The organism is Paracoccaceae bacterium (assembly GCA_012103375.1).
In the GTDB taxonomy this organism is placed as follows: Bacteria; Pseudomonadota; Alphaproteobacteria; order Rhodobacterales; family Rhodobacteraceae; genus WLWX01.
Genome location: WLWX01000001.1, coordinates 3,762,242 through 3,783,844, shown reverse-complemented (window position 1 = coordinate 3,783,844; position 21,603 = coordinate 3,762,242). Strand labels below are relative to the sequence as shown.

22 protein-coding genes and 2 pseudogenes are annotated in these 21,603 nt (G+C 60.3%); 17 read left to right on the top strand and 7 right to left on the bottom strand.

Features of this window, described 5'->3' with window-relative positions:
• Positions 1–37 precede the first annotated feature (37 nt).
• The 7 genes and pseudogenes from GKR99_19300 to GKR99_19270 all read left to right on the top strand — a co-directional run bounded on the left by GKR99_19300 (position 38) and on the right by GKR99_19270 (position 8,487).
• Positions 38–1,006: a tripartite tricarboxylate transporter substrate binding protein gene (locus tag GKR99_19300; protein ID NKB29586.1), complete on the top strand. Its 969-nt coding sequence runs from the start codon at positions 38–40 to the stop codon at positions 1,004–1,006.
• Between the two features lie 56 nt (positions 1,007–1,062).
• Positions 1,063–2,454: an aldehyde dehydrogenase family protein gene (locus GKR99_19295; GenBank protein ID NKB29585.1), complete on the top strand. Its 1,392-nt coding sequence runs from the start codon at positions 1,063–1,065 to the stop codon at positions 2,452–2,454.
• On the top strand, positions 2,451–3,950 hold the full coding sequence (locus GKR99_19290; protein NKB29584.1) for an AMP-binding protein: 1,500 nt from the start codon (positions 2,451–2,453) through the stop codon (positions 3,948–3,950). Before GKR99_19295 ends, GKR99_19290 begins: the two co-directional genes overlap by 4 nt.
• A gap of 259 nt (positions 3,951–4,209) precedes the next feature.
• Positions 4,210–5,168, top strand: a pseudogene (locus GKR99_19285) (IS630 family transposase).
• Between the two features lie 201 nt (positions 5,169–5,369).
• Positions 5,370–6,338: a glycine/betaine ABC transporter substrate-binding protein gene (locus GKR99_19280; GenBank protein NKB29583.1), complete on the top strand. Its 969-nt coding sequence runs from the start codon at positions 5,370–5,372 to the stop codon at positions 6,336–6,338.
• Positions 6,339–6,410: 72 nt separating this feature from the next.
• The gene (locus GKR99_19275) at positions 6,411–7,439 is read left to right on the top strand and encodes an ABC transporter permease subunit (GenBank protein NKB29582.1); all 1,029 of its coding nucleotides are present in this window, start codon (positions 6,411–6,413) and stop codon (positions 7,437–7,439) included.
• 10 nt (positions 7,440–7,449) lie between these two features.
• Complete coding sequence (locus GKR99_19270; GenBank protein NKB29581.1) at positions 7,450–8,487, top strand: ATP-binding cassette domain-containing protein; 1,038 nt, start codon at positions 7,450–7,452, stop codon at positions 8,485–8,487.
• Between the two features lie 134 nt (positions 8,488–8,621).
• Here the strand turns inward: GKR99_19270 and GKR99_19265 are convergent, their stop codons facing one another.
• From GKR99_19265 to GKR99_19255, 3 genes are read right to left on the bottom strand one after another with little or no spacing between them, the layout of a single operon-like run.
• Positions 8,622–9,950, bottom strand: coding sequence for a radical SAM protein (locus GKR99_19265; GenBank protein NKB29580.1), 1,329 nt, complete (start codon positions 9,948–9,950; stop codon positions 8,622–8,624).
• Positions 9,950–10,210, bottom strand: coding sequence for a hypothetical protein (locus GKR99_19260; GenBank protein NKB29579.1), 261 nt, complete (start codon positions 10,208–10,210; stop codon positions 9,950–9,952). The genes GKR99_19265 and GKR99_19260 overlap by 1 nt, the downstream gene beginning before the upstream one ends.
• Positions 10,207–10,665: a hypothetical protein gene (locus tag GKR99_19255; protein ID NKB29578.1), complete on the bottom strand. Its 459-nt coding sequence runs from the start codon at positions 10,663–10,665 to the stop codon at positions 10,207–10,209. Before GKR99_19255 ends, GKR99_19260 begins: the two co-directional genes overlap by 4 nt.
• 108 nt (positions 10,666–10,773) lie before the next feature.
• Here GKR99_19255 and GKR99_19250 point away from each other — a divergent pair, with 108 nt between their 5' ends.
• Positions 10,774–11,361, top strand: a complete 588-nt coding sequence (locus GKR99_19250; protein NKB29577.1) for a TetR family transcriptional regulator — start codon at positions 10,774–10,776, stop codon at positions 11,359–11,361.
• 72 nt (positions 11,362–11,433) lie between these two features.
• Here GKR99_19250 and GKR99_19245 read toward each other — a convergent pair.
• The 4 genes and pseudogenes from GKR99_19245 to GKR99_19230 all read right to left on the bottom strand — a co-directional run bounded on the left by GKR99_19245 (position 11,434) and on the right by GKR99_19230 (position 13,550).
• Positions 11,434–11,739: pseudogene (locus GKR99_19245) on the bottom strand (YeeE/YedE family protein).
• 207 nt (positions 11,740–11,946) lie between these two features.
• Positions 11,947–12,711: a YeeE/YedE family protein gene (locus GKR99_19240; GenBank protein ID NKB29576.1), complete on the bottom strand. Its 765-nt coding sequence runs from the start codon at positions 12,709–12,711 to the stop codon at positions 11,947–11,949.
• A 48-nt stretch (positions 12,712–12,759) separates the two neighbouring features.
• Positions 12,760–13,137, bottom strand: a complete 378-nt coding sequence (locus GKR99_19235; GenBank protein NKB29575.1) for a metalloregulator ArsR/SmtB family transcription factor — start codon at positions 13,135–13,137, stop codon at positions 12,760–12,762.
• 5 nt (positions 13,138–13,142) lie between these two features.
• Entirely contained in the window at positions 13,143–13,550 is a 408-nt protein-coding gene (locus GKR99_19230) for a hypothetical protein (GenBank protein NKB29574.1), read from the bottom strand.
• Positions 13,551–13,591: 41 nt separating this feature from the next.
• Between GKR99_19230 and GKR99_19225 the strand changes: the two genes are divergently transcribed.
• The 9 genes from GKR99_19225 to GKR99_19185 all read left to right on the top strand — a co-directional run bounded on the left by GKR99_19225 (position 13,592) and on the right by GKR99_19185 (position 21,580).
• Positions 13,592–14,332, top strand: coding sequence for a cytochrome c biogenesis protein CcdA (locus tag GKR99_19225; GenBank protein ID NKB29573.1), 741 nt, complete (start codon positions 13,592–13,594; stop codon positions 14,330–14,332).
• Between the two features lie 17 nt (positions 14,333–14,349).
• Positions 14,350–14,916, top strand: coding sequence for a thioredoxin fold domain-containing protein (locus GKR99_19220; GenBank protein ID NKB29572.1), 567 nt, complete (start codon positions 14,350–14,352; stop codon positions 14,914–14,916).
• 91 nt (positions 14,917–15,007) lie between these two features.
• Positions 15,008–15,460: a sulfur oxidation c-type cytochrome SoxX gene (gene soxX, locus GKR99_19215; GenBank protein NKB29571.1), complete on the top strand. Its 453-nt coding sequence runs from the start codon at positions 15,008–15,010 to the stop codon at positions 15,458–15,460.
• A 16-nt stretch (positions 15,461–15,476) separates the two neighbouring features.
• The gene (gene soxY / locus GKR99_19210; protein ID NKB29570.1) at positions 15,477–15,899 is read left to right on the top strand and encodes a thiosulfate oxidation carrier protein SoxY; all 423 of its coding nucleotides are present in this window, start codon (positions 15,477–15,479) and stop codon (positions 15,897–15,899) included.
• Between the two features lie 21 nt (positions 15,900–15,920).
• Complete coding sequence (gene soxZ, locus GKR99_19205; GenBank protein NKB29569.1) at positions 15,921–16,250, top strand: thiosulfate oxidation carrier complex protein SoxZ; 330 nt, start codon at positions 15,921–15,923, stop codon at positions 16,248–16,250.
• Positions 16,251–16,277: 27 nt separating this feature from the next.
• Positions 16,278–17,105: a sulfur oxidation c-type cytochrome SoxA gene (soxA, locus tag GKR99_19200; GenBank protein NKB29568.1), complete on the top strand. Its 828-nt coding sequence runs from the start codon at positions 16,278–16,280 to the stop codon at positions 17,103–17,105.
• Positions 17,106–17,192: 87 nt separating this feature from the next.
• A complete protein-coding gene (gene soxB, locus GKR99_19195) occupies positions 17,193–18,890 on the top strand; it encodes a thiosulfohydrolase SoxB (GenBank protein NKB29567.1) in 1,698 nt (565 codons plus the stop codon).
• A gap of 10 nt (positions 18,891–18,900) precedes the next feature.
• Positions 18,901–20,157: a sulfite dehydrogenase gene (gene soxC, locus GKR99_19190; GenBank protein ID NKB29566.1), complete on the top strand. Its 1,257-nt coding sequence runs from the start codon at positions 18,901–18,903 to the stop codon at positions 20,155–20,157.
• Positions 20,141–21,580: a c-type cytochrome gene (locus tag GKR99_19185; GenBank protein NKB29565.1), complete on the top strand. Its 1,440-nt coding sequence runs from the start codon at positions 20,141–20,143 to the stop codon at positions 21,578–21,580. The genes soxC and GKR99_19185 overlap by 17 nt, the downstream gene beginning before the upstream one ends.
• The last annotated feature ends 23 nt before the right edge of the window (positions 21,581–21,603 follow it).

Below are 21,603 nucleotides of genomic sequence, written 5' to 3'. Positions count from 1 at the left end.
TTGAATTGGCGGGAAATTTCCAAGGGAGGAAACACCGATGAAGAAACTACTTGCAGGCGCCGCAATGGCCCTGATGGCCATGGGCGGTAGTGCCGTTGCCGACAGTCATGCGAATTACCCTGAACGCCCGGTGATGCTGATGGTCAGCTATGGCGCGGGTGGGGCGACGGACTTTCAGGCGCGCATCGTGACGATGACCGCCGGTAACGAAGACGCGCTGGGCATGCCGATTGCGATCCTCAACAAGGCCGGGGCCGGTGGGCGCGTCGGCTGGAACTGGCTGGCCACGCAGGCCGATGCCGATGGCTATACGCTGGGTGCTTACAACGTTCCGCATTTCATCGCGCAGTCGATTGAAGGCGGTGTGGAATATTCCACCGAAAGCTTTGAGCCGATTGCAAACTGGGGCGCAGACCCGGCGGTCTTCGTGGTTCCGGCAGACAGCGAGTTCAACTCGATGACAGAGGTTGTCGACTGGGCCAAGGCGAACCCCGGTAAGCTGACATTCTCGGGCGCTGGTTTGTTTGTGGGTCACCACATCGCGGCGCTACAGCTAGAGAAAGCAGCGGGCGTCAAGCTGGCCTATATCCCGAACAACGCAGGCGGTGCGGGCGCCATGAAGGCTGTGATCGCTGGTGAGGTTATGGGCGGCGTGAACAACCTGTCCGACGGTTTCCGCGCGGCTGAGGCTGGGAACGTCAAGATCCTGGGCGTGTTCGACCTGGAGCGGAACGAGTTCCTGCCTGACGTCCCGACCCTGAAAGAGCAGGGTTTTGACATCGACAACGCCTCGGTCAACTTTCGCGGCGTGATGGTGCCTGCGGGCACCCCTCAGGCGATTATCGATCAACTGGCCGCCACCGTGCCAGAGATGTTCGCCAATGGTCGCGTTGCCGGCAAGATGAAGGCGGGCGGTTCGCCGATGCACATCATGACCCGTGAAGAGGTTCAGGCGATGTGGGCCGAACGCGAAGCGACCCTGAAAGAGCTTTTGGCAGGCCTCTGAGCAGTGACAGGGGCGGGGCGCATGGGTGCCCCGCCCGACACCCAAGGAATTCTGACATGACTGACGATCTTGCAAGCGTTGATGACGTCGTGACGCGCGCCCGCGCCGCCCAGACGCGGTATGAAGATGGCGCGACGCAGGACCGTTATGACCGCGTCGCTCAGGCCGTTGCCTGGGCCATCATGGAACCCGCACGCAACCGCGATTTGGCCGCGCTTGCCGTGGCCACAACCGGTCTGGGCAACGTGCCCGACAAGATTACCAAGAACCATCGAAAGACGCTTGGCCTGATGCGCGACATCAAGGACGTGCGCACCCAGGGCATTGTGCGCGACGACAAGGCAAGCGGCATCACCGAAATCGCCCGGCCCGTTGGTGTAATTGGGGCGATCGTCCCTTCGACCAATCCCGCCGCGACCCCCGCCAACAACATCATCAACGCAGTAAAATGCGGCAACGCCATCGTGGTTGCGCCATCCCCCAAAGGCGTGGCCAGCTGTGAACGGTTGCTGGACTTCATTCACGCGGAATTCGCCAAGATCGGCGCGGACAGGGACCTTGTCCAGATGGTTCCCGCGCCGGGCAGCAAGGAAAAAACCCAACGCCTGATGGAGGCCTGCGACAAGATCATCTGCACTGGCAGCCAGAACAATGTCCACCGCGCGCAGACCGCTGGAACCCCTGCTGTTGCGGTTGGTGCCGGGAATGCCACCGTCATCGTTGATGAAACCGCCGATCTGGACGCCGCAGCCGAGAAGATCCGCGCCTCGAAAACATTTGACAATGCGACCTCCTGTTCGTCCGAGAATTCTGTCGTTGTTGTGGATGCCGTCTATGACGCCTTTGTTGCCGCCATGGCCCGGGCGGGCGGCGCGGTGGTCGATGATGAGGCCGGGATCGTCGCAAAACTGTGGTCGGATGGACATCTGAACCGCTCGGTAATTGCCCAGGACGCTGACAAGATGATCGCGGCACTCGACCTCGACGTGCCGGAGGGGACCGAATATGTCGCCGTACCGACCAGTGGCATAGGCCCTGACCATCCGCTGAGCGGGGAAAAACTGTCGCGTGTGCTGGCCTTCTATCGCGCGCGGGATTTCGACGACGCGGTGGCGATCACCCGAAAGATCCAGCTGCATCAGGGCGCAGGGCATTCCGTTGGCCTGCATTCGGCCGATGACACGCGCGCAATGATACTGGCCAATGCGATCCCGACCTGCCGTGTGATTGTCAATCAGGCGCATTGTTTTGCGGTCGGCGGGGCCTTCAACAACGGCATGCCGTTTTCGCTGTCGATGGGCTGTGGCACCTGGGGCGGCAACGCCATCGACGACAATCTGCATTGGCGGCATTTCCTGCAAAGCACCAGGATCGTTCGGGAAATCCCCCCGCGTGAACCCGCGCTTGAGGATATATTCGCCGACTACTGGGCCAGCGCCGGACAATGATCGCGCCACCCGAAGGTACTGTGCGCAGCTGGCTGGACGATCGCGCCGAGGGCGCGCAGCGCGATCGGCTGGCGTTTCGCTTCTTTGATGACGCGGTAACCACGCTCAGCTGGGGCGAGCTGCGTGACCGCGCGCGCCGACTCGCGGCAGGGTTGACTGCCGCAGGATATGCGAAAGGCGAAAGTGTCGCCATCATGATGCCCAATGGCAGCGCTGGCGTGATTGCCGTCTACGGCGCGCTTTACGGCGGGTTCCGGGCGACGGTTCTGAACCTTGCCGCCGGGGATGACGCGATTGCCTATGCGTTGGAACATTCCGAGGCGCGTGTGGCGCTGGTGGGGGCGGCGCAAACGGATCAGTTTGCCACCTGTTCAAAGGGCCTGCACATCGACACGTTCGATGGCGCCACCGGGGCGGCGGCGCTGCACCCTGTGTCGGGCAATGACGCTGCCCTTTTGATGTATACCTCGGGAACGACGGGGCGGCCAAAGGGTGTCTTGCACAGTCATCGCAGCCTGCTGGCCGGCGGGTGGACGACGACCATCGCGCATGATCTCGGCCCGGATGATTGCGGGCTATGCGTATTGCCGATCTGCCATATCAACGGTCTGTGTGTGACCGTAATCGGCGGGCTGATCTCTGGCGGGACCATCGCGATGGCTCCGCGGTTTTCGGCGCGCAAATTTTGGGGGCAGATTGCCGACGCGCAGGCCACATGGTTTTCGGTGGTGCCGACCATCATCTCTCATCTGTTGCATGGCGATGCGAACCCGAGCGTGGAATGCCAGCGCCGCCTGCGCTTTGGGCGGTCTGCATCCTCGGCCCTGTCGCCCGATATCCATCAGGCCTTTCAGGACAGGTTCGCGGTTTGTGTGATCGAAACCATGGGGCTTACTGAAACAGCGGCGCAGATCCTGTCGAACCCGCTGCCGCCGGGGGTGCAGAAAATCGGCTCTCCGGGGGTGGCGTTTGGCAATGACGTTAGAATTCTTGATGACAATCAACACCCGGTGCCGCCGATGACACAGGGAGAGATCGCCGTGCGCGGCCCCAATGTCATGGTCGAGTATTTCAAGAACCCCGATGCAACGGCTGCGACAATTGACGCCGCCGGGTGGTTGCGTACCGGCGATCTGGGTCATCTGGACGACGACGGCTATGTTTTTGTCACCGGCCGCCTGAAAGAGCTGATCATCAAGGGGGGCGAGAATATTGCGCCCCGTGAAGTCGACGATGCGCTCTATTCCCACGCAGATGTGGTCGAGGCTGCGGCCTTCGCGCGACCCTCGGATATTTACGGTGAAACGGTCGAGGCTGCGGTGGTGTTGCGCGACGGATCATCCCTGTCGGAAACTGACCTTCTGGAGGTCTGCAAATCCCGGCTGGGTTCTTTCAAATGCCCCGATGCGGTGCATTTTCTGGATGCGTTGCCAAAAGGTCCATCAGGCAAGATTCAACGCCGGAATGTCGCCAGTCTGACGTCCCTGCCGAAATGACGCTGCTCTGGTGCAATCGGGCTTTTTAGTGGACGAATAGTCGTCAAACTGGTCAACTTTGCCCGAAACAACCGATGAAAAGGTGGGTGGGCGCCGTTGGTCAGCCAGAACAGCAGCCTGCGGCCAATGCTGATCGCAGCGGTAGGAGGATCGTCACGACATCGCCAAGGTATTGCTAAAGCGTTTCGGCTTGAACCTGAATCGCGAGGGATTCCCTTGAGACCTGATCTGTGATTCATCCTGTTTGGGAGGATGGATCATGTCAGCACCTTTGCCATCTGCGCTTCGGATACGGTTTCAGAGATACATTGAAGAAGGGTTGAGCGGGCGCGCGGCGGCGTTGCGGTTGAAGCTGTCGCCTGCCACAGGCGCGCGGTGGGCGCGTCAGGTGAGGATGAAGGGTCATGCGGAACCTGCCCGGCAGGGACCGCCGCGCGGCAAGGGAAAGCTGGCTCCGCATCGGGAATTCTTTGAGGAGTTGATCGCACAAGACCCTGACATCACGCTCTTTGAGTTGCGTAATGCGCTGGCCGATGCAGAGGGTGTGCGGGTGCATCACTCCTCCATCGCCAACCTTCTGTCCCGGCTCGGCTTCACGTACAAAAAAAGTCGCTGGTCGCAACCGAGCGCCGCCGCGCCAAGGTAAGGCAGCAACGGGCCGACTGGTTCAGATACCGCTCGCCAGCCATTGCGACCTTTCCTGAGCGCGTTGTCTTTATTGACGAAACCGCAGTGAAGACAAACCTCACGCGCCTACGCGGCAGAGCCAAGCGCGGTAAGCGCCTGACGATGGATGCGCCCTTCGGAAGCTGGGGAACCCAAACCTTGATCGCGGGCCTGACCCAAGGCGCGCTGATCGCACCTTGGGTCATCAAGGGAGCGATAGATGGCCCCGCCTTCGCGGCCTACATCCGCGAAGTGCTGGTCCCCGAGATCAACCCCGGCACTGTCGTCATTCTCGACAACCTGGCAACCCACCGGAATAAGGAGGCGACGCAGGCTTTACGCAATCACGGCTGCTGGTTCCTTTACCTGCCACCGTACTCGCCCGACCTGAATCCCATCGAGCAGGCCTTCTCTAAACTGAAAGCCCATTTGCGACGGATCGGGGCCAGGTCCTTTACCCAGGTCTTCGAAGCAATCGGAGCAATCTGCGATCTCTACGACCCAGTAGAATGCTGGAACTACTTTAAGGCCGCCGGATATGTCTCAGGTTAATGTCGAAACGCTTTAGGGACTCAGTGCTTGCGAAGTGTCCGCGCTATCACGGGCTGAGGGCTCCCAAAAAAAACCTCCCGACGATGTCGCTTTCCTCTCGTATCCGTCGCTTTCCGCTCGTATTGGGGCGATATTCATGTTTGGTGCTGCGCACAATTTGATCCCGTGCGAAACAGCATGAGAACCACAGGGAGAATACTGATGAAAAACTATCTAGCAGGCGCAGTCGTTGCGGCGTCGGTCACCATGGGTGCAAATGCCGCGCAGGCCGAGTGTGGCAAGGTTTCGATCACCGAAATGGACTGGGCATCTTCGGCCGTTGTGACCGCCGTCGCCGCCTTCCTGATGGAACAGGGCTATGGCTGCGATGTGCAAAAGGTGCCAACGTCGCTTGTTCCGGCACTGACCTCACTCGCAGAAACCGGAGAGCCGGACATCCTGACGGAAATCTGGGTGAACACGACCCCGCCGTATCAGGGCATGATTGACGATGGAAAACTGGTCGAGCTGACACACGTTCTGTCTGATGGCGGTATCGAGGCTTGGTGGATCCCTGAGTATCTGGCCGAATCCAACCCCGAGCTGACCACATGGGAAGGCATCATGGCCAACCCGGACGCTGTCGGTGGCAGATTTCACGACTGCCCGACGGGCTGGGGCTGTGACGTCATCAACAACAACAACCTGATCGCTGCGGGCTACGAAAATTCCGGGCTAGAGCGGTTCCAGCACGGGTCCGGTGAGACGCTGCAAACCTCAATCGCGGCTGCCTATGCCGACAAGGCGCCGTGGTTTGGCTACTACTGGGCGCCGACTGCGGTGCTTGGGAAGTATCCGATGGTTCAGGTCGCTGTTCCCGACTTCAATGAAGAAGGGCACGCCTGCAACGGCGATGTCGATTGTGCAAACCCGGTGTTTTCGGCCTATCCGGCATCCAAGGTGACCACTGCCGTGTCCAACACCTTTTTTGAGCGCGAGCCAGAGGTCGTTGCGCTGATGAAGAATATGTCCTTCACCAATGCGCAGATGGGCGATGTTCTGGCCTGGCGCCTGGACAACACTGCATCCTATGACGAAGCCGCCGTCTATTTCCTGACCAGCTACAAGGACGTTTGGGCGACCTGGCTGAGCGATGAGGCCCGGGACAAGCTGTCAGCGGTCCTGAACTAATCGTTTCGACGAGACACAAGCCTTCCCGCCCGACCGGCGGGGAGGCTTCTTGGGGTTTGGGGGCGACACGGGATGGCATTTTACGACGGTTTGTTCAAAGCACTTGGACTATCTGACTGGTGCGGTGCGGGAAGTTCGGACGCCCCGATGTCGATGGCCGATCTTCTGGCACAAAGCAGTGGCAAGGATGCCAGGGGCGAGGTCTTTCCCTTCCCGTCGCTCGACAACCTCAACGAAAGCTGTTCAAGCATCATCCAGTCGCGCGATGTCACCAAAGGCATCGAAGATGGATTTCTGGCGGCCAAGCCAGCTCTGAAAACGGTGCTGGACCCGATCACGCAGCCGCTCAGCTGGTTGCTGGACGGCGCGCTTTGGACATTCGACACGATCCCCTGGTTCATCATGGTGCCGATCCTGGTGGCGATTTCCTGGTATGCTTCGCGTTCCAAGGCCGTGACGGGGTTTGTGCTGTTTTCGATTTTGTTGCTGGGGCTGGTCGATCACTATGATGTTGCCATGCAGACGCTGTCGATTATCTTTGTCTGTACCGGGATATCTGTGCTGCTGGGCGTTCCAATCGGGATTGCGATGTCCAAATCGGACCGGTTGCAACGCGGCGTGGTCCCGGTGCTGGATCTGCTGCAGACTCTGCCGACCTTCGTCTATCTGATCCCGCTGATCTTCCTGTTTTCGGTCACGGAATCCAAGCTTTATGGAATCGCGATCATTCTTTATGCTATCGTGCCGGTTGTGCGGCTGACCGATCTGGGCATCCGCCTTGTGGACAAAGACGTTATCGAGGCTGCGAATGCGTTCGGCATGACCGCGCGCCAGAAACTCGTGAAGGTGGAATTGCCGCTGGCCTTGCCCAATATCATGGCCGGGGTGAACCAGACGATCATGATGTCGCTGGCGATGGTGGTGATTGCGTCGCTGGTGTCGGCACCGGGATTGGGCGTGAACGTTCTGCGCGGAATTCGGAACCTGGAACTGGGCGTCGGGATCGTGGCGGGCATTGGCATCGTGCTGCTGGCGGTGATCCTGGACCGGGTCTCCAAAGCGGCGCTTTCACGGGTCGACATGACCCGCGTCAAACATTGATCGGCCGACCATGACCCAGGAACCCAAAGTCAGCCTGCGCGGGCTCTACAAGATCTTTGGCAACAGGGATACGGCGGCGCTGAAGCATGTTCTGGCGGGGATGGGCAAAGAGGATTTGCTGCTCAAACACCGCCATGTTCTTGGCCTGCGGGACATCAACGTCGACATGCAGGCGGCCGAGATCACAGTCGTCATGGGGCTTTCGGGGTCGGGCAAGTCAACCCTGATCCGGCACCTGAACCGACTGATCGAACCAACCGCGGGTGAGATTCTGGTCGACGGCGAAGATGTTACGGGGCTGTCCGACACCGGGTTGCGTCGTCTGCGCCAGAACAAGATGTCGATGGTGTTTCAGAAGTTCGCGCTTTTGCCACACCGGACCGTTTTGCAGAACGCCGGGCTGGCGCTGGCGGTGCGCGGCGAAGATGCGTCCGCCTGTGAGGCAGAGGCCCGCAAATGGCTGGACCGTGTCGGGTTGCAGGGGTTTGAAGACCACTATCCGGCGCAATTGTCCGGCGGAATGCAGCAACGGGTCGGCATTGCGCGCGCCCTGACCGCGAACACTGACATCATGCTGATGGATGAGGCTTTTTCGGCGCTCGACCCGCTGATCCGCACCGACATGCAGAACCTGCTGCTGGAATTGCAGGCGGAACTGCAAAAGACCATCGTGTTCATCACACATGATCTGGACGAGGCATTGAAGCTGGCAGATCATCTGGTGATCCTGAAGGATGGCGCGGTCATCCAACAGGGGGAGCCGCAGGGCATACTGCTGCAACCGTCCGATCCCTACATCGAAGATTTCGTCAGCGACATCAATCGCGCCCGCGTGTTGCGCGTGAAGTCGGTGATGGGACCGCTGACCGGGTCGGATTTCGCCGGCGATGTCAGCCTGCACGACAACCTGGAATCGATGATCGCCCGTTCGGGCGGTGATACGACGCTGCACTACCGGGTCATGGACGGCGACACAGCCGTGGGTGAGTTGCACATGCGCGATCTGGTGAAAGCGTTGGTGCCGCGCCTGTCGTCAGAGAAAAGCTGACGCGAAGGACGCGGCCTGCGCCTGCGGCGGGCACCGGGCGCAGACCATTCCGATAGCGGTTCAGGTATTCAGGATGGCGCTGTCAGGCCGGAATCGGATGACACTGCGAAGCCAGAAACGCGCATGGACATCCATCACGCAGCGTTCTGGTCAGGCTGCATCCGGGCCTTGCTGAGGTCCATAAAGTGGCGTTTTCGCCGACTGAATTCACGATCATTATAAACTTCGGATGCCAGCCAGATGAACCCTTGTTCCAGTTCCTCGACGCTCATCTTTGCAGGTTGAAAGTTCACGTCGAAAAGGGTGCATCTGTCCCAAAAACGCTCCTCCAGCAGGCGGCCTGCGTTTTTCAGCCGCTCAAACAGCGGGGTCCCGAGAAAGGGGGTCTGCACGGTCAGTTGCACTTCAACAAGGTTTGATGTGCGGATGAAATCGCGCAGTTCGGCAAAGACGGCATTGGTGTGGGAATCCAGACCCAGAACAAAGGTGCCGTTGACGGTGATCCCCGCCGCCTGGATGCGCGTGATTGCCGACAGGTAATTGTCGAAACGCTTCGCCTTCCAATTGTGCGGGTCCAGATCCAGAAGATCGCTTTGGCTGGGGCTTTCCAACCCGATCAGGATCTGCTTGCAATCGGCACGGGCCATCAGGTCCAGTAGCTCTGGGTCGTCGGCAACGGATATATCCGTTTCGGTAAACCAGCGCAGGTTGAGCGGTTCCATCTGCCGCAGCAGTGCCTTGCCCCATTTCTTGTTGATGAAAGTATTGTCATCGGCAAATTCGACAAATGGATTGTCGAAGACCTGCGTTGCGCTGCGCAACTCATCCATCACAAGGTCCACAGGCTTTTGCTGAAAGCTAGAGGTGATGCGCAGGCTTGCGGCGCAGAACTCGCAGGCGATCGGACAACCGCGTGAGGTCTGGACGGTGACGCGATTGTAGGGGCGTCCTTCCATCAGGTCGAACCGCGGCTTGGCATAATTTTCGGGTGCGAAAACGGCCTTGCGCAACCCGTGGTATCGCGTCTGCATCCGGCCCGCCCTGAAATCGGCGACAAGCTGCGGCCAGGCCCCTTCGGCCCCGTTCAGCACGATGGCATCCGCATGCATCTGCGCTTCATCAGGCATCAGCGTCACATGAAGACCGCCCAGAACGACCGGCACCCCCATGGCCCGATACCTGTCGGCCAGCTTATAGGTCGCCTCGATCCGGGCCGTGAAGGACGAGATGCCGACAAGGTCGAAACGCTCTAACGGCTCGTCTTCATCCGGCAGGGTGTCGAATTCGAGGTACTCAACCTCGACATCCGGTGGGGTCAGGGCAGCCACCGTCAGCGGGCCCAGACTTGGCAGAGAGGCGATGACCTTGCCCCGGTTGACGAACCCCGGAAGGGTCACGCCCAGTTCGGCCAGTTCCTGCGTGCGCACGCGGACCCCACTCATCGCGATCAATCCGATCCGCATCACGCCACCTTCGCGATTTTGGTTTGCGCCTGTTCGACAATGTCGAGCATTCCACCGATGGTCGAAGCCTTGTCGCTGTCGAGGTCAAGGATGGTCAGGTCGAAACGTTCCTCGATCTCTGACAGCAGCTCAAGTCGGCCCAGGCTGTCCAACGCGATTGCGGTGCCCAGATCGTCGTCCAGCCGCAGATCGGACGCATCCTTTTCGGTCAGCCGGGTGAGGGTTCTTCGAATCTCGGCCTCAATATCCTTGCGGTTCATGCCGGTTCTCCTTGATGTTGGCGAATTGCACTGAAGGCGGCGACGGTGATCGCCACGGCGATTGCTGTCGTGGGAATTGGGGTGAGGTATTTAAACGGCTCAGCCACGGCGGCGGCGATCAGGATGGTTGGCATCAGAACGTTGCCCAAGGCCATTGCCACCAGCCCCAACCGCCCGAGCGCGGGTTGAATTGGTGCTGCGGTGATCTGACGGGCGACCATCATGTGAAGGATGCCCAGGGCAAACATCGCCACATGGGCCAGGCGCAGGAATCGCCTTGGCAAGGCATCGTAATCGCCGATCCACTCGGGCGTCGGAAATGGGCCGTTGAAGGACCAAAGCCCCATGAGCATCCCGCTCAGCACTCCGGCGAGGATCGAACACCAGGCAATGACCGAGGCGCGGGACCGCGCGGCGGTCCAGGCGTCCAGTGGGGCGGCTATCGGGTTTCTCACGGGAATCTCCATTTTGATAAGCGACGCTTAATTTAGATAGTAAGTAAATAAGCACCGCTCAATAACCAGTTTGCGATTTTTATTGGAAATGGGTTAACATGCTGAATTATGGCCAGAAGATCAGATCATACGCGAACGGAACTCAGGCAATTGGCGCTGGAATCGGCGGAATCGATTGTTGTCGAGGGTGGGATTGACGCCTTGTCGGGCCGCAAGGTGACCAACCGCATCGGGTACACGATCGGCACGCTGTATCAGCTGTTTGACGGCATGGACGATCTGGTCGAGCAAATGAATGCGCGGACATTGGCGGCGCTGTACGAACATTGCCGCAAAGGCGCCGAACAGACCAACGTCGCAGATCAATTGCGCGCTTTCGGTATCCTGTTCATCGAGTTTGTGAAGGCGCATCCGAACCAGTGGGACGCCATCATGTCCTATCGCTTCAAGCCCGGGCATTCCCCGTCTGACGCCTACAACGATGAAATCATGCGCCTGTTTGGGCTGATGGAGGCGGCGACACGCCAGTTCTATGGTCCGGGCGAACAAGCGGATCACGGGGCAGATATGGCCGTTTTGTGGGCCAGTCTGACCGGGATATTCGGCGTCGCCAACTCCGAACGTCAGGTCGCAGGGTTGTCGCTGGAACAGATGCTGGACCGGCTTATCCAGATGTATCTGAAGGCCCGGTCCTGACCCGGAAGCGGCGGCTACAGCCGCCAAGATCGGGCAGGGGGTGCCCATATGGGCACCTGCGGCGGTGGCGTCCTATTCGGCGGGCAAATACCCGGTGATCAGTTGGCGAAGCCCGAATGCCGCGCCAAGGAATATGCACAACGCTGCAAGCGGCGCGCTGAACGCCAGCGTCGAAAAGGCCGATATCCCCTGACCGACACTGCAACCAACCGCAAGCACTGCGCCTGCGCCCATCATTGCGGCCCCGCCGATCTGGCGGCGCAACTCTCGCGGATCCTCGCAGGCCTCCCATCGGAAATGCCCTTTCGAGTATGATCCCAGCAAAGCCCCGACAAGAACGCCGGTGACCGACCCGACGCTGAACGACAGCGTATTGCCGATTGTGTTGAAAAACTCCGTTTTAGGGCCTGAACGATGATTTTTCTTTCCATGCAGCCCGATCCTAAATTTTTGGCGCGGGGGTCGGCCCAAATCGCCTACATGCGCTCACGCGCAGCCATGCGCTGTCTCGTGGTCAAAGCTTTCCGACTATTTCGCTTCATAGGTTTTCGCAAGAAATCCGCGACGCTCTGATTTCGGAGTTTTTCAACACAATCCGCCGGATGCGGTCATTGCATAAAGCAGCGTGTCGCCGATTGGGACGGCGAAGGTGTGGGTTTCGACCGGTTCGATGCCAAAGCCGGTTCGGGCGATCCACGCGGTGCCGACCCAGCCAGAGGTGACGGCAAGCCCGACGACGGCACCCCAGAATATGTGACCGGGTGAGCGTCGCATCGCGTGGCTGCCCAGCCCAAGGATCAGCAGGACGCCCGCAAACAGTAACCCGGTGACAAGCGGTTGCCAGCCAAGCAGGCTGGTTGCCAACTGGCTGAACCCCTGCGGGCCGGTCGGGTTGGTATCGACCGGAAACAGCCAGACGCGGGCATGGGCCAGCGGACCAGACATCACCACATAAGCCGACAGCCCCATGACGATGACAATCACAAGCGAGCGCAGGTCGCCACCACCCAGCCGCGCCAGCGCGCCATATCCACAATTGCCCGACATCGCCATGCCATAGCCGAACAGCAGCCCCCCGATGATCACCGCCAGCGGGTTCCAGACCTGACCCAGATAGGCCGTGTCCGCCGCGCTCAGTAGGCCAGTTTGCAGGGCCGACTGTGTTCCCGCAATCGCAACGGCCAGCGCGATGGCCCACATGCGCAACCGGCGATCATCCGAAGAATAGAGCGCGTCTTCGATCGCCCCAAGCGTGCAAAACCGCCCGATCCGGGCTGCCAGACCCAGTGCAATGCCGCCGGCAAGCCCGATCAGCGCGGCGGCGGTTTCTTCTCCGAAAGCCTCCAGCATATCAGTTCCATCCAGATTGCAAGGGGCGGGGCGGGCGTGCCCCGATGCTCAGCTTGATCTGCAAAACAGATCGTAGACAATCTCGATGATCTGGCGCGGGCGGTCGTCGGTCAGCCGGTAATAGATCGCCTTGCCTTCGCGGCGCGGGGTCACCAAACCCTCCAGCCGCAACCGCGACAGTTGTTGGGACACCGCTGCCTGGCGCGCGGACAGAAGGTCTTCCAGCTCGGTCACCGATTTTTCGCCCGACGCCAGATGGCACAGGATCATCAGGCGCCCCTCGTGGCTGATCGCTTTGAGGAAGGCAGAGGCGCGCATCGCGTTGCGCATCATCTTCTCCATATCCTCAGCGCAGGTGTTTTCGTCAAAGACCGGCAAGCGAGACGGCGCTGCGGTCGGATTATTTGCGTGCGATTCCAGCGACATATCGGTTACCCCGCTTCGTTCTGGGCGATCCCCGCCCGTTCCAGCATCATCGCCAAAAGGCCCCAGAAGAAATCTTCGCCGGGGTAGCCCTCCAGTCGGTCAACCTGGACACCGTCCTGAACCAGCAGGAAGGTCGGCGTGAAGCGGACACTTGATGTCAGTGAAATACCATCGGGGGGCGTGTCGTGAATATCATAGCGGCGCAGCGGCGCGGCTTTGCCTTCCGCCGTCTTCGGATAAATCACGGCGATTTCCGTGTTCCAGCGCTCACACCAGAAACAGCCGTCTTCCTCGGCCATCAGCAGGATGGCTTCGGCGCGCACTGTGGCTGGCAACGCGACGAGGACGGCCAGCAGGAAGGCTCTTACTGCGGTCAAAGAACGCTCCGATTGACGATCAGCTTGCTCAATCATAATCTAATATTTGAATTCTTCAACAATCCTGGGCCGCCGTCATGTTCGATGTCACCTTCTTTGGCGCCGTGATCGCAGGATTGTTATCGTTCCTGTCGCCCTGCATCCTGCCGATTGTGCCGTTTTACCTGTCGTATCTGGCTGGCGTCGGCATGAACCAGATCGCCGAGGGGGCCAGCGTCACCCCCGCCGTACGCCGCCGGGCGTTTTTCGCGTCGGTCCTGTTTGCACTGGGCATCATCACGGTGTTCATGGGGCTGGGCGCGACCGCCACTGCCTTCGGGCAGGTGGTGCGAGAGTATTTCGACATTCTGCGCTGGACTGCGGCAGCGATCATCATCGCGATGGGGCTGCACTTTCTGGGCGTGGTCCGGATCGGGCTGCTGTACAGGCAATTGCGCTCGGACGCGGGCGATACCTCGAACCTCGGGTATGTCGGGGCCTATGTCATCGGGCTGGCCTTTGCGTTTGGCTGGACGCCCTGCGTCGGGCCGGTTCTGGCGGCGATCCTGTTCACCGCTGCGGGTCAGGAGACGGTCGGGCAGGGGGCCTATCTTCTGTTTGCCTATGGTCTTGGCATGACACTGCCGTTCGTCGTCGCCGCCCTGTTCATCGGCCCGTTCATGTCCTGGATGGCGCGGTTCCGCCGCCACCTGGGTCTTGTCGAAAAGCTGATGGGCGTGCTGCTGATCGTCTTCGGCATCTTGATCGCCACCAATACAATCAACATCATTGCTCAATGGATGCTGGACACCTTCCCGTCGTTCAGCGCCGTGGGCTGACCACCGGAGGACTTCTTATGAAACGTTTGATCCTTGCACTACTCGCGGTGGCATTTGCCACCAACGTCGCGGCCGTCGAAGTCGGCGATGACGGGCTGCACAAGACGCCCTGGATGCGCGACACCTTCAAAGACCTGGACGAGGCCAATGCCGAAGGCAAGCGCCTGCTGATCATGTTTGAACAACGCGGATGTGGCTATTGTGCCAAAATGCATAATGAGGTGTTTCCGGATCCGGACGTGACGCAGATGATTGAAGCTAATTTTTTCGTCGTTCAGCTGAATCTCCATGGCGATACCGAGGTCACTGATTTCGACGGCGAAACGCTAAGCGAAAAGCAAATGGCCCGTAAGTGGGGCATCCTGTTCACGCCGACAATCATGTATTTGCCCGAAGCGGTGCCGCCGGGGATGTCAGCTACACAAGCTGCCGTTGCCGCCATGCCGGGCGCGTTTTCCAAAGGCACTACTCTGGATCTGATGACCTGGGTTCACGAAAAGCGGTATCTGCTTGATAGCGAGGAGGATTTCCAACGCTACCATGCGCGACGGATCAAGGAACGAGATGACGGATTCACGGATTGAGACGCTCTAAAATTCAAAAAAACGAATTTGTTGTTGCGATCACGGGATAGTGTACCGTAGTCTACGTAAAATCCGAGCTTAGGGAGGGCTCATGAAACGCATAGGATTGGCGACCGGATTCGCCGCAATTCTCGCATTTCCGCTGGCAGCCGAAGACGTGAAGCCGATGATGGTGGCGTTCGCTGACGGGGCCGTGGAAGACTCGCTGACCGGGCAGGCGGGTGACGCCGCCGAGGGGCGCAAGGTGGCCATGGGGCGCAAACTGGGCAATTGCCTGGCCTGCCACATGAACGCCGACATGGAGGAACAGCCATTCCATGGCGAAGTTGGCCCGCCGCTGGACGGTGTCGCCGATCGCTGGAGCGAGGCTGAGTTGCGCGGCATCGTGACGAACTCCAAGCAGATGTTCGAAGGCACGATCATGCCGGCCTTTTACATCGACGACGGGTACGAGCGTCCGTTGGATAAATTCGCAGGCAAATCCATCCTGACCGCCCAACAGGTCGAAGATGTGGTTGCCTATTTGTTGACACTCAAAGAATGACGTCGGGGAGGGAATGATGACACTCACACGTCGAGACGTATTTGTACTGGGGTCCGCCGCTTTTGCGGGCACGGCCTTCGCCGGTCTGCCTGCCTTCGCGTCGGCAACCGATGATCTGATCGCCGAGTTCACTGGCGGTGCGGAAACCGGCAGTGGCGCGTTGGTTCTGACCGCGCCCGAGATTGCCGAGAACGGCAATACAGTGCCCATCGAGGTCGAAGCCCCCGGTGCGGTTGCGGTGGCGATCTACGCCGATGGCAACCCGGTTCCGGCGGTCGCGACCGTCAATTTCGGCCCGCTGAACCCGTCGCGCAGTGTCTCGACCCGTATTCGTCTGGCCAAAAGCCAGAACGTCATCGCCATTGCGAAGATGGCAGACGGATCGTTCGTGCGTGCCGAAGCGGCCGTGAAAGTAACCATCGGCGGCTGCGGCGGCTGAGCGAGACGAAGGAGAAGTTAAATGGCAGACGGTGTAAAACCCCGCGTCAAAGTCCCGAAGTCCGCTTCGGCAGGTGAAACGATCACGATCAAGACTCTGATCAGCCACAAGATGGAATCGGGCCAGCGCAAGGATGGCGATGGCAACCCGATCCCGCGGTCGATCATCAATCGGTTTACGGCGGACTTCAACGGCCAGAACGTCATCGACGTGACGCTAGAGCCTGCAATCTCGACCAATCCGTATTTCCAGTTCGACGCGATCGTGCCGGAATCGGGCGAGTTTACGTTCACCTGGTATGACGACGATGGCTCGGTCTATGAGACGACCAAATCCATCGACGTAAGCTAAATGGCTGACGCGACAGGGAGGATAACAATGAACAAATACCTGATAGCCACGGCAGCCATGCTTTCGGCCTCGGTCGCATTCGCGGGCGAGGATTCGACGCTGGAAATCGAGGGTGAGGTCTTCGTGACCCAAGTGGACGCCCCGGCGCATATGGAAAATGTCAGCACGATCTATTCGGGCTGGACCTACCGAACCGACGAAACCCAGGCCTTGCAGCTTGATGACTTCGACAACCCGTCATTCCTGTTCCTCGATCAGGCCATTGATCAATGGGACACGGTTGAGGGGAGCGAGGGCAAATCCTGTTCAAGCTGCCACGACGATGTGGCCGATTTCGCGGGTCTGAAGCCATCGCTGCCGCGTGTCGAAGATGGTGAGCTGGTCACTTTGACCAACCTTGTCAACGAATGCGTGACCGAGCGTATGGGCGGCGAGGCGTGGAAATACTCCGGCGCCAAAATGTCGGCCATGACCGCGCTGATTGCGCACCAATCGCGCGGCATGACGATGAGTGTCGCCATCGACGGTGACGCCGCCCCCTTCTGGGAACGTGGCAAGGACCTCTACTATACCCGCGTTGGCCAGCTCGACATGGCGTGCTCCAATTGTCACGAGGACAACTACGGCAACATGATCCGCGCCGATCACCTGAGCCAGGGCCAGATCAACGGCTTTCCGCTGTACCGGCTGAAGAACGCCAAGATCAACACGACCCACGGGCGTTTCAAAGGCTGCATGAGCAACATTCGCGCGACGCCCTACAAGGAAGGTTCGCCCGAATTCAAGGCGCTGGAGCTTTACATCGCTTCACGCGGCGAAGGGCTGTCGGTCGAAACACCCGCCGTTCGCAACTAAGCCATATGGCCCGCCCTCGAATTGTCGGGGGCGGGCTTTTTTCTAAGCACACGCATTCAACAATGCGCATATGATTGGAGCCCTCCGATGATCTCGCGTCGCGATTTTCTGCAAGCGTCCATGGCCGCCTCGGCGATTGTCGGGGGGGCGGGGTTCGGAAACTGGGCGCGACTGGCCGCACAGCAGCGCCTGACACAGGACCAGTTGTTGCAGTTTGACACCTTCGGGAATGTCTCGTTGATCCATGTCACGGACATCCACGCGCAGATGGTGCCGATCTATTTCCGCGAACCTTCGGTCAATATCGGCGTCGGTGACAACAAGGGCGTGGTGCCCCATGTCACGGGCGCGGATTTCCGCAAACTCTATGGCATCGACGATGGCAGCCCGTCGCATTACGCGCTGAGTTCCGGGGACTTCACGGCGCTGGCCGAAGGCTATGGCCGGATGGGTGGCCTCGACCGGGTGGCCACCGTGATCAACGCGATCCGCGCCGACCGGCCCGACGCGCTGTTGCTGGATGGCGGCGACACCTGGCACGGGTCCTACACCTGCTATCAAACCGCCGGGCAGGATATGGTCAACGTGATGAACACGCTGAAGCCCGACGCAATGACCTTTCATTGGGAATTCACGCTGGGGTCCGACCGGGTGACCGAACTGGTCGAGGGGCTGCCCTTCGCCGCCCTGGGTCAGAATATCTTCGATGTCGAATGGGACGAACCGGTCGAGTTGTTCCCGCCCTACAAATTTTTCGAACGCGGCGGCGTCAAGATTGCCGTGATCGGTCAGGCCTTCCCCTATATGCCCATCGCCAACCCGCGCTGGATGTTCCCCGAATACTCCTTCGGGATCCGGGATGAACGGATGCAAGAGATTGTCGATCAGGTCCGGGCCGAGGGTGCGGAATGCGTCGTCTGCCTCAGCCACAATGGCTTTGACGTCGACAAGAAAATGGCGGAGATCGTCAGCGGCATCGACGTAATCCTGTCGGGCCACACCCATGACGCGCTGCCCGAACCGGTGCTGGCGGGCGAAACGATCATTGTGCCGTCAGGCTCGAACGGGAAGTTCGTCAGCCGCGTCGATCTGGATATTCAGAACGGTCGGATGATGGGCTTCCGCCACAAGCTGATCCCGATATTCTCGGACGTGATCGAACCGGACGCCGAGGTTGCAGCCGTGATCGAGGCGGAGCGCGCGCCGCACATTGACGCGCTGACCGAGGTCATCGGCCAGACCGATACGCTGCTCTACCGCCGTGGCAACTTCAACGGCACCTGGGACGATCTGATCTGCGATGCGCTGCTGTCCCAGCGCGATGCAGAGATTGCGCTGTCCCCCGGAGTGCGCTGGGGGCCGTCGGTCATTCCGGGGCAGGCTATCACCCGCGAAGACATCTGGAACGTCACTTCGATGACTTACCCCGAAGCCTACCGGACCGAGATGACGGGCGAGTTTCTGAAAATCGTTCTGGAAGACGTGGCCGACAACATCTTCAACCCCGACCCGTTCTTCCAGCAGGGCGGCGACATGGTGCGCACCGGCGGCCTCGGCTATCGGATCGACATCGCGAAACCACAGGGGGAACGGATCAGCGACATGACCCTGCTGTCCACTGGTGAGGCGATTGATCCCGCGCGCGCCTATGTCGTCGCGGGCTGGGCCAGCGTCAACGAAGACACCGAAGGTCCGCCGATCTGGGACGTGGTCGAAGCACACATCAAGGCCCAGGGCACCGTATCGCTTGCACCGAACAACTCTGTCGAGATCATCAACGCCTGAGGAGGACGCGATGAGCGAAAACAACACAACCCGACGCAGCCTGCTGCGCGGCGCGCTTGCCGGTTCAGCCGCGATGATGGCCGGGCGCGCCGCCGCTGCGCCCGACCCGCTGATTACCGACCTGCAGGACTGGGCGAGCTTTCCCGGCGACCCGGTGGACGCGACGCCCTACGGCCTGCCGATCCGGTTTGAAGCAGACGTGATCCGCCGCAATGTGCCCTGGCTGACGGCGGACCCGATCAGCTCGATCAACTTCACGCCGATTCATGCGCTGGACGGGACGATCACACCGCAGGGCTGCGCGTTTGAACGCCACCATTCCGGTGCGATTGAGCTGGCGAAAGAGAATTATCGCCTGATGATCAACGGGTTGGTCGACCGCCCGCTGGTCTTCACCTACGAGGATTTGGAGCGTTTCCCGCGCGAAAACCGCGTCTATTTCTGTGAATGCGCCGCCAATTCCGGCATGGAATGGGCCGGGGCGCAGCTGAACGGTGCACAGTTCACCCACGGCATGATCCACAACATGGAATACACCGGCATCCCGCTGCGCAGGTTGCTGGCCGAGGCGGGCGCAGATGTGTCAGCCGACAAATGGGTCTATGTCGAAGGGGCCGATGCGTCCTCCAACGGGCGGTCGATCCCGATGGAAAAAGCGCTGGACGATGTGCTGGTCGCCTTCAAGGCCAATGGCGAAGCCCTGCGCAAGGAACACGGATACCCCGTGCGACTGGTTGTGCCGGGGTGGGAAGGGAACCTTTGGGTCAAGTGGCTGCGCCGGATCGAAGTGACCGATGCGCCGGTCGAAAGCCGTGAGGAAACGAGTAAATACACCGACGTTTTGGCGGACGGCACGGCGCGGAAATGGACTTGGGTGATGGATGCGAAGTCCATCATCACCTCACCCAGCCCGCAGCAACCGATCACCCATGGGGCCGGGCCACTGGTCATCACCGGGCTGGCCTGGTCGGGCCACGGGCAGATCACCCGCGTTGACGTTTCCAAGGACGGTGGCATGACATGGGAAACGGCGCGGCTGGGGCGGCAGGGCGACGCCAAGGCGCTGACGCGGTTCTATCTGGACACCGAATGGAACGGCGAACCCTGGCTGCTACAGGCCCGCGCGATGGACGACACCGGCTATGTACAGCCGACCAAGGATCAACTGCGCGCGGTGCGCGGCGAGAACTCGGTCTATCACAACAACGCCATTCAGACTTGGGCGCTGAGCACGGATGGGAGGGCCGAAAATGTCGAAGTTTCTTAACCTTGCACTGCCCGCCGCCGGTGGCACCGCGCTGGTGCTTGGCGGGGCCTACGGCATCGCGACCAGCAGCTATGGCAATGACCGGATCGACGTGCTGGAGGCCAACCTGACCGCGGCGCAGGCCGTTGCCTCTGCGCAGGTGGCCGAAGCGGGTGAGCTGCGAACCGCGCTCGAAGCCTTGAGCGCGACGACCGAGGAACAGATGGCCGCGCTGCGTGCAGAGGCTGGCGCGCAGGCCAACGCTGCCGAGCGTCAGATCGCGGCGCTTCAGACACAACTGCAAACTGCGCAGGCAAAGACGTCCGATGCGCCCGCCACCGATGCCGCAACCCTTGTGACGGCGGCGCCTAAGCCGGATCAGGGTTTCGGCCTGGGCCGCACCGCGCTGCCCGAGGAAATCGCCGCATGGGACGTCGACGTCCTGCCTGATGGGCGCGGCTTGCCCGAAGGCGCGGGCGATGTGTGGACAGGTGAAGAGGTGTTCGGTGAAAAATGCGCGTCGTGCCATGGCGATTTCGCTGAAGGCCGCGACAACTGGCCGGTGCTGGCGGGCGGCTTCGACACGCTTGCCGATGAAAACCCGGTCAAGACCGTGGGGTCGTATTGGCCGTACCTTTCGACCGTTTGGGATTACGTTCACCGCTCGATGCCATTCGGAAATGCAGGCACGCTCAGCGATGATGAGGTTTACGCAATCACCGCCTATATCCTGTTCTCCAACGATCTGGTGGGCGATGACTTCACACTCAGCCAGGAAACATTCGCTGATGTGACACTGGGCAATGCCGATGGTTTCGTCGTGGATGACCGGGCAGAGGTTGAGTATCCCCAGTGGCGCGCGGAACCCTGCATGGAAAACTGCAAGACTGCTGCGGCGCAGATCACGCGCCGGTCCACGGATGTGGGTGTGACACCTGCGGATGACGGCTCGATGGCGGAAAGCCATATGGAACAACAGCTTGCGCTTCTGGGCGGTGTCGAATGGGGCAAGGAACGGGTTGCCGGAAGCGTGTTCATGGGCGCGGGCGGCGTGGCCGAGGATGAGCCGGTCGAGGAAATCGCCAGTCTGGACCCACCAGCTGAAGCGGCAGAGGCCGCGGACCCGGCGCTGGTGGCCCAGGGCGAAAAGGCATTCCGCCGCTGCAAGTCCTGCCATGCGGTCGGTCCGGGCGCCAAAAATAAGACCGGTCCGCATCTGAACAGCGTGTTCGGGCGCACCATCGGCGGGCTGGATGGCTTCAAGTATTCCAGCGCCTTTCAATCCGCTGCCGAGGCTGGCCGCGTCTGGGATGATGCCAGCATTGCCGCCTTCCTCGCCAAGCCGAAGTCCTACATCGACGGCACGAAAATGACCTTCGCGGGCCTGAAAAACGAAGCTGATATTGCGGGCATCATTGCCTACCTCAAGGCAATTTCGCAATGAGGTCCGCCAGCGGATGCCGGGTG